Source organism: Mycobacterium sp. 1245499.0 (assembly GCF_001673615.1).
In the GTDB taxonomy this organism is placed as follows: Bacteria; Actinomycetota; Actinomycetes; order Mycobacteriales; family Mycobacteriaceae; genus Mycobacterium; species Mycobacterium europaeum_A.
Genome location: NZ_LZMG01000332.1, coordinates 1 through 7729 on the forward strand (window position 1 = coordinate 1; position 7729 = coordinate 7729).

General features: G+C 70.0%; 9 protein-coding genes. 6 read left to right on the forward strand and 3 right to left on the reverse strand.

The features are described 5' to 3' along the window. The coding region (locus tag A5646_RS29540; RefSeq protein ID WP_231998424.1) for a hypothetical protein at nt 1–1157 on the forward strand (1157 nt) is incomplete at its 5' end. A gap of 113 nt (nt 1158–1270) precedes the next feature. After that, complete coding sequence (locus A5646_RS20565) at nt 1271–1609, forward strand: hypothetical protein (RefSeq protein WP_369806975.1); 339 nt, start codon at nt 1271–1273, stop codon at nt 1607–1609. Nucleotides 1610–1623: 14 nt separating this feature from the next. On the opposite strand, the gene A5646_RS20570 is transcribed toward A5646_RS20565, so the two are convergent. After that, nucleotides 1624–2319 carry a DUF3060 domain-containing protein gene (locus tag A5646_RS20570; RefSeq protein WP_067023867.1) on the reverse strand — a complete coding sequence of 232 codons (696 nt, stop codon included), beginning with the start codon at nt 2317–2319 and terminating at the stop codon, nt 1624–1626. A gap of 57 nt (nt 2320–2376) precedes the next feature. Between A5646_RS20570 and A5646_RS20575 the strand changes: the two genes are divergently transcribed. Beyond that, entirely contained in the window at nt 2377–3396 is a 1020-nt protein-coding gene (locus A5646_RS20575; protein ID WP_066863433.1) for an NADP-dependent oxidoreductase, read from the forward strand. 14 nt (nt 3397–3410) lie between these two features. Here A5646_RS20575 and A5646_RS20580 read toward each other — a convergent pair whose 3' ends face one another. Continuing rightward, a complete protein-coding gene (locus A5646_RS20580) occupies nt 3411–4034 on the reverse strand; it encodes a hypothetical protein (RefSeq protein WP_066876415.1) in 624 nt (207 codons plus the stop codon). 305 nt (nt 4035–4339) lie between these two features. Here A5646_RS20580 and A5646_RS20585 point away from each other — a divergent pair, with 305 nt between their 5' ends. Then, nucleotides 4340–5167 carry a family 16 glycosylhydrolase gene (locus A5646_RS20585; protein WP_067023870.1) on the forward strand — a complete coding sequence of 276 codons (828 nt, stop codon included), beginning with the start codon at nt 4340–4342 and terminating at the stop codon, nt 5165–5167. Here the strand turns inward: A5646_RS20585 and A5646_RS20590 are convergent, their stop codons facing one another. Next, nucleotides 5168–6685: a glycosyltransferase family 39 protein gene (locus tag A5646_RS20590; protein ID WP_082984802.1), complete on the reverse strand. Its 1518-nt coding sequence runs from the start codon at nt 6683–6685 to the stop codon at nt 5168–5170. 155 nt (nt 6686–6840) lie between these two features. Here A5646_RS20590 and A5646_RS20595 point away from each other — a divergent pair, with 155 nt between their 5' ends. Together A5646_RS20595 and A5646_RS20600 are read left to right on the forward strand one after the other, a co-directional pair. After that, nucleotides 6841–7146, forward strand: a complete 306-nt coding sequence (locus tag A5646_RS20595; RefSeq protein ID WP_066863422.1) for a hypothetical protein — start codon at nt 6841–6843, stop codon at nt 7144–7146. 52 nt (nt 7147–7198) lie between these two features. Then, on the forward strand, nt 7199–7729 hold a 531-nt coding region (locus A5646_RS20600), incomplete at its 3' end, for a GAP family protein (protein WP_067023876.1).

Consider the following 7729-nt stretch of genomic DNA (forward strand, 5'->3'; position numbering starts at 1 on the left):
GCCAGCTCGACGGCCAGGCCGCCCGCGCGAGCGTCGCCGATCTGGCGCTGGTCCAGATCGACGATGGAGCCGTCGGAGACGTCGACCACCGCCAGCGTCGCGTTCGCCGGCTCGACGAACAGCATCGCGAGGCGCTCGTAGCCGAGCGCGTATCCGACGGCTCCATCGTCGATCTGCACCGGCGCCAGATCGGCGACGCTCGCGCGGGCGGCCTGGCCGTCGAGCTGGCGTCGATGGTCTCCGGTCTGGACGCCCGCGGGTCGCGCGCCGACGGTGTGTTCGTGATCGGCTGCGGAACCGACATCGTGGCGCTGAAGTCCACGCTCGAGGCGGCCACCCCGCTTCCGGTCACCGGCCCCGAGGAGCCGGACATGGCGCTGGCCCGCGGCGCGGCCCTGGCCTCGGCGAACGCGCCGCTGTTCGCGTCGTCGACGGCCGCCCTGGCCTACGCGCTGGATCCGGGCACCGGCGAAATGAATCCACCCGGCCTCGGCCCGTCGTACCTGGACGTCTGGGGCCACGCCGACGTCGACACCGACGTGCGGGCCTACAGCGCCGTCGCCGACGACGACGAGGACCCACCGCGCCGCCGGCCCTTGTCCATGCTGCTGGCCGGCAGCGCCCTGGCCGGCATCGTCGCCGTGATCGGCGGGGTGGTGCTGGTGACTCTGGCGTCGGATCGCCCGGGATCGAACGTGCGCCACAATTCCGGCGTCGGCGTCGCCACGCCCGGAGTGCAGCTACCGGCGGCCCCACCGAGCAACCCCCCGCAAGCGCAGCTGCCCGTCCCGAGCCCGGCGCCACCGCCGCCCGCACCCGCACCCGCACCCAGCCCGTCGGAGGTGGCCGCCCCGGCGCCGTCGCCGGTGCAGCAGCCCGCGCCGCAGGAACCGGTCACGGTGCCGCCCGCGGCACCGGTCCGGCGCGCCCCGGCCCGGCCCGCGCCGCAGTACACACCACCGCCCGTCGAGCGCCCGGCGCCCCCGCCGGCCGCGGCACCGGCAGCGCCTCCGCCGGCGGCGCCGCCCCCGGCGCCCGCGCCCGCCGCACCGCAGCTGCCCCAGCAGCCGCCGGTGACGATGTATCTGCACTTCCCGTTCGTCACGGTGCCGATTCCGATCACCCCGCCGCCCCCGCCGGCGCCACCGGCCCCGTAGCGCGTGGCAAACGGTCTGGACTGAGCGCACACTGGCAGTTACGGCACGAGCGCCAAGGAGGTCGTGTGGGCGAGCACAGTGGATTCGGATTCGACCCCGACGAATTCGATCGAATGATTCGGGAAGGCAGCGAAGGCCTGCGTGACGTGTTCGAGCGGGTCAGTAGGTTCGTGGCCGCCCCCGGCGCCCGGACGGGCTGGTCCGCCGTCTTCGACGACCTGACGCGGCGCCCGCGCAGCGCCCCGGAAACCGCCGGCGAAGCCGGTGAGGGCGTGTGGGCCATCTACACCGTCGACGAAAGCGGCGGCGCACGCGTCGAACAGGTCTATGCGACCGAACTCGACGCGCTGCGGGCGAACAAGAACAACGTCGACCCCAAACGCAAGGTGCGGTTCCTGCCCTACGGCATCGCGGTCAGCGTCCTGGACGACGACGCCGAAGAGCCTGCGTAACAAGAGGTTTCGGCTTAGCCCTGCTGCACCACGTTCGAGCCGCCGGAGTTGCTGATCTTCGGTGCGCCCGAGCGGTAGGTGACCTTGTTGTTGAAGCCGGAGGCCTCGATGCTGTCGACGGTCTCCACGGTGATCTCATTCTGCACACCGGACACCGACAGGCTGGTGCAATGCCCGGTGATCGTGACCGTGTTGGAAACCCCACTGACGCTGACGATGTTGTCGTTGCAGGCGATGGTCCGGTTCTCGTTGACGCCGGAGACGCTGAGCTCGGTGCCCGGCGGAGCGGCGGGTGAGGTCGACGGCGAGGCCGGCTTGCGGTGGGACGTCGACGGACCGGGGGTCGTCGAAATGCTCGGCGGGCTAAACGTTTTGGAGATGGTCGGCGGCGTGGCGATGATCGACTTGACCCCGGAAAGCTGGTGTGCGGCAAAGGCCGCGATGCCGCCGGCGAGGGCCAGCACACCGATGGCGACCAGCGTGCCGACGATCCACCACGCGCGGTTGCCGGAAGGGCGTTGCTGGCGCGGGCCGAATGTGGGCCCGCCGGATGTCCACGGGGTGGGCGGCGGTGGCGGGGCGCTCGCCGGGCCGGGGGGATAGTTTTGGCCGGCGGGCTGCGCGCTGCCCTGCTCGGACGCCCGCGCCGCCTCGGCGAGCGGGCGCTCGAGTTCCCGGATCCGGTCTTCCGGGTCTTCGTTTGCTGGCATGGAATGAATATGCCATTCGCTTCTGCGTTTACGGCCGGTTCGGTAGTTTTTACGACCGTGCCCGATGTGCCGAATCGCCAGGTCCTGCTTCGTCGTCGCCCGTCCGGGCTGGTCCAGCCGGAGGACACGGAACTGGTCACCACGCCGGCGCCCGAGCCCGCCGACGGCGAGGCGCTGTTGCGCACCACGTACGTCGGCATCGACGCCGCCGCGCGCACCTGGCTCGACGACCAGCCCAGCTACCTTCCGCCGGTGCAGTTGGGCGAGGTCATCCGGGCGGCCGGGATCGGCGAGGTGGTCGCCTCGCGGTGCGACGCCTACGCCGTCGGTGACGTCGTCACCACCCTGACCGGTTTCCAGGAATACGCGCTCATCCGCGACGACCTGTTCAGCACGCCGATCCCCGGGGAGGACGACCAGCTGGCGATCATGTCGGTCTACGGGCCGACCGGCGCCACCGCCTATTTCGGCATGACCGACATCGGCCGGCCGCAGCCCGGGGAAACGGTGGTGGTGTCGGCGGCCGCGGGTGCCACCGGATCGGTCGCCGGGCAGATCGCCAAGATCGCCGGCGCCCGGGTGGTGGGGATCGCCGGCGGTCCGGAGAAATGCCGGGCGGTGGTGGAGGATTTCGGCTTCGACGCGTGCATCGACTACAAGAACGACGACGTCGCGGCGGCGCTGAAAAAGCATTGCCCGCAACGCGTCGACGTCTACTTCGACAATGTGGGCGGGCCCATCCTCAACGCCGTGCTGGGCAGGCTGGCCTCGCACGCGCGCGTCGTCCTGTGCGGCGTCATCTCCAGCTACCTGACCGGAGACCACCCCGGGCCGGCCAACTACGTGAACCTGTTGTCCAAGACCGCGTTGATGCAGGGGTTCAACGCGCTCGATCAGTGGGGCCGCTTCGACGAGGCGTTCGCCGCGCTACGCCAGTGGGAGGCCGAGGGCCGACTTCACCACCGGCAGACCATCTTTGAGGGCATCGAGTCGTGCGTCGATGCCCTCAACGGCCTGTTCACCGGCGTCAACGTCGGCAAGACCCTGGTCAGGCTCAGCGAACCCACGTCCCGCTAGCCGGCGCCGCCGCGCTAGTCCTCGCCGAGCACGCGGTGCAGCGCCTTGCGCGCGTCGGTCAACGCCTCGAGCACCTTGGTGCGGGTCTCGGCGAGCTGCTGCTTCTGCTCGTCGGTGCCCGTCCAGGCGATGGTGCGGGCCAGGCCGGCGATCTCGAAGAGCTCCTTGCGGATCTTCACCACGTCACCGAACTTGGCCGCCCCGCCCAAGAAGGCGTGCGCGGTCTCGCTGCTGACCCCGCGCCAGGCCAACAGGTTTCGGCCGAGCTCGGTCAGCGTCGCTACACCGCCGTCGACGGTGACGACGCCGCGACCGGCGAGGACCCCGATCGCAAGCTCGGCGATGTCCTGGGGAGGGGTGAACGCACCGCCGGTCGCGTCGGATACCCGTTGCACCACCTGTGCGGCGTCGGCCGGGCCGTCCAGCAGCAACGCCGCGGTGACGAACGCGGCGCGCTTGAGACCGTGCCGACCCTTCTTGCCGAACGGCGCGAAGCCGGGCCCACCGGCACCCGGACCGCCGAACCCGGGACCACCGAAGCCCGGCCCACCGAAGCCCGGCGCGCCAAAGCCCGGACCACCGAAACCGGGCCCACCGAAACCGGGCCCACCGAAACCGCCGAAGAATCCATGAGACATGGTTGCTTTCCTTTCTCGAACCATCAATCTCCTTGATACCAGCGGCCGCAGCGATGTCAACTAAGTTGATGGCTGGGGGGTGAAATCCCTGGAAGCGGGCGTCACTGCTGCTATCGTCCCTTGTTTATGCCAGGGGGATCGCGGCGACGGACCGGCGCGCGGGTCGTGATCGGGAACGTCGCGCGCGGATCGCGACGGCAGCATGCGGGCCACCCCACCGCGTGGTTTCATAACACCGTTTGCGAGAGTTGCCTGGGGAGATCGCGCCGAGCTTGACGAGCCGGCTTTAACGATTGGTGGTTTAGATGGATCGTCGCAGCATGATGTTGATGTCGGGCCTCGGCATGATCGGGGCTGCGATGCGCTTGCCGGGTGCCTGGGCCGCCCCATCGGGCCCTTCGGTGCCGGCCGCACCGGCGGCGGGCGGCGGCGGCTACATCTTCGCCGACGAGTTCGACGGCCCGGCGGGTTCGGCTCCCGATCCGGGCAAGTGGACCATCCAGACCTGGCAGGACGACGTGTTCCCGCCGGTCGCCGGGATCTACCGCGACGACCGCCGAAACGTGTTCCAGGACGGCAACTCCAATCTCGTGCTGCGCGCCACCCAGGAAGGTGACACCTACTACGGCGCCAAACTGCGCGGCAACTTCCGCAGCATGATCAACCAGACCTGGGAAGCGCGGATCAAACTGAACTGTCTGGAACCGGGCCTGTGGTCGGCGTTCTGGGGTGTGAACGAGGACCCGCTGCCGGACGGCGAGGTCGACCTTTTCGAGTGGTACGGCAACGGCTCGTGGCCGCCGGGCACCACGGTGCACGCCGCGTCGAACGGCAAGACGTGGGAGGGCAAGTCCATCCCCGGCATGGTCGACGGCAACTGGCACACCTGGCGAATGCACTGGGGCGAGGACGGATTCCAGTTCGCCCGCGACGGGGCGCAGTACTTCAGCGTGCCGAACAAACCCATCCACGTCCACGGCGGCGCCCCGGACGACTTCCGGTGGCCGTTCAACAATCCCGGTTACTGGATGACGCCCATGTTCACCCTGGCGGTCGGCGGGGTCGGTGCCGGCGATCCCGCGGCGGCCACCTACCCGGCGGACATGCTCGTCGACTGGATCCACATCTGGTGACTAGCGCTGGGCTTTGAGCACCTGGTCCAGGTTCAAAGCCCAGCGCTCCACCAGGCGGAAGCCCAGGTCGTGCGGCACCGCGAAGGCGGTGCTCGCCCAATAGACCGGGCCCGGCGGCAGCGCCGGACCCTGTTCGTGCGACGGCTGCGACGGGTCGGCCTGCGTGATGATCCAGACGACGCCGCACTGGCTCAACGGTCCGGCCACCACCTCGGGGATCAGGTTGGTGTCGAACACGTCGTTGCGGTCGGTCGCCCGCTGCCACAGCGTGAGGTCGATCAGCTTGCGATAGGCAGCCGGGCGCGCCGCCAGCAGCGGCCGCATCGGAGCCGGCATGAACGTCACCGTGTCGTTGACCAGTAGGCAATCGCCCGGTGCGGCCTTCGCGGTGATCAGGTCGGCGACCTGGCTGTAGTCCATACCGTATTTGGCATACGGGTTACGTTGCACCCGAACATAATTGGGCGCGGCGGCCACGGCGAAAAGACCGACGAGCGCCGCCGTCAGCCACGGTTTGGCGGCCACCGCGCCGGCGCAGACGCCCAGGATCAGCGCCAGCGCGGGCGCGGTGAAGCACAGGTAGCGCGGGGTGTATATCGGATGAACCAGCGCCGAATACGTCACGATCGCGGCCGTCGGTGCCGCGAGCCACCCCGTCGTCAGCACCAGCAGCCGGCGCTGCGAATCCGCCAGACGCGCGGACCCACTGAGCCACAACACGATTGCCGCGCCGATCAGCAACGCCGACAGCACGGCGAACGGCGGGCATCGTTCGAAATACTGTTGCATCACCACGTCTTCGATGGTGCGGTGGCCGATGGGTGCGACCCAACTGATCTGGTGTGCCTGCCCGGCGACCGTCATCAGGAACGGCAGCAGCGCGGCTACTGCGAGCACCGAGGCAATCGCGAAGCCCGCCAAGGACGTTCGGGCGCGGTGGAAGACGCCGATGAACACGGCATACGCCGCCAGCAGCAGGGCAAGGTACGCGTCGAGCACGACCGAGCAGGCCAGCGCGACGGCATAGGCCAGCCACAGCCAACCGGTGTCGCGGCGCGCAGCGTAGACCAGCAGGACGGTGAGCCACACGGCGGCCATCATCGACATTGCGTACGGGCGCGCCTCGATGGCCGCCCACGTGGTCCGGGGCAGGATCGCGCAGAACAACCCGGAGGCCACCGCGACGGTACGGGACGAGAACTGCTTGCCCAGCACGACGACGCCGGCGGCCGCCGCCCCCACGGCCAGGGCGCTGGGGGCGCGCGACCAGAACTCGGTGGGCGGGAAGACCTGGAACCACCCGTGCATCAGCAGGTAGTACGAACCGTGGACGGCGTCGACGTTGCCCAGCATGTGCCACATCTGGATCAGTGACCGGCTGTAGGCGGCCGAAATGGTGGCGGCCTCGTCGTACCAGAATGAGGGCCGGGCGGCGCCGGCCAGGCCGACCGCGACGGCCAGCACGGCGACGAGCAGCGGATCCAGCGCCGCCGCGGCCGCCGGGCGGCGACCCTTCAGCAGGCCGCGGCGGCTCGGTGATTCTTCGGTGGTTTCGATGCTCACCGAACCGCCCGGGACGTCGCGGTTTGGCTGAACACACCGCTATGTTGCCAGAAGCGAACCGGGCGAACCTGGGGGCTCAACGAGCCGCTCTTCGAACGTATGATCGATCGATGGGTCCGCTCGCGTCGATCGGGTACAACGGCCAACCGGTCCGCAGCCCGTTTCGGGTGGTCCGTCCGGCGGTCGCGGTGCTGGTCGACCTGACGGTGCTTTTCCCGCGCGAGCCGCACCGCTCGGGCCGGTATCAGCCCAACGGGCTGCAGCTGCACAAGGTCGTCGAGGGGTGGCTGAGTTGCTGGGGCCTGTGCGAGCAGGGCGACTGGTGGGGGCTGGTGACCTATCCCGTCGCCTACGGGGCCAAGCGCCGAACGGTGACGCACTGGGTGCCCGCCTGGACGCTGCGCCGCAAAGGCTGACGGCCGCGGTGATGACCGCATGAGCGCCACGCCAATGCGATGATTGCTGCCCGTGGACGCAAGTTGGGCCTCGGTCCTGAGCAAACTCGTGGCGTTGGCGGCCGTCATCGCCCTGTCGCCGATCACGGTCATTCCCGCGGTGCTGGTGCTGCACGCGCCCCGGCCGCGCCCGGCCAGTCTCTCCTTTCTGGGCGGCTGGCTGCTGGGCCTGGTCGCCCTCACCGCCGCCTTCGTCAGCGGGTCGGAGTTGCTCAGTGGCTTCCACGCGACTCCGCCGAAATGGGCGGCCTGGGTGCGGCTGGCCTTCGGCGTGGCGCTCCTCGCGCTGGCCGCCTATCACTGGTTCACCCGGCATCGGCAGCGCAGCATGCCGCGCTGGATGCGGTCGTTCTCCACCCTGTCGCCGGCGCGCGCCGGGGTGATGGGCGCGGTGCTGGTGCCGGTACGGCCCGAGGTGCTGATCCTGTGCGCGGCCGCCGGCCTGGCCGTCGGCAACAGCACCCTGAGCGCCGGCGCCCAGGTGATTGCGGCCGCGATCTTCGTCGTGCTCGCCGCGTCGACGGTCGCCATCCCGGTCTTGGCC

Coding starts and splice junctions, on each gene's coding strand:
- A5646_RS20585 (WP_067023870.1), top strand. CDS start 4,340: ATGGATCGTCGCAGCATGATGTTGATGTCGGGCCTCGGCATGATCGGG.
- A5646_RS20595 (WP_066863422.1), top strand. CDS start 6,841: ATGGGTCCGCTCGCGTCGATCGGGTACAACGGCCAACCGGTCCGCAGC.
- A5646_RS20565 (WP_369806975.1), top strand. CDS start 1,271: ATGATTCGGGAAGGCAGCGAAGGCCTGCGTGACGTGTTCGAGCGGGTC.
- A5646_RS20580 (WP_066876415.1), bottom strand. CDS start 4,034: ATGTCTCATGGATTCTTCGGCGGTTTCGGTGGGCCCGGTTTCGGTGGG.
- A5646_RS20570 (WP_067023867.1), bottom strand. CDS start 2,319: ATGCCAGCAAACGAAGACCCGGAAGACCGGATCCGGGAACTCGAGCGC.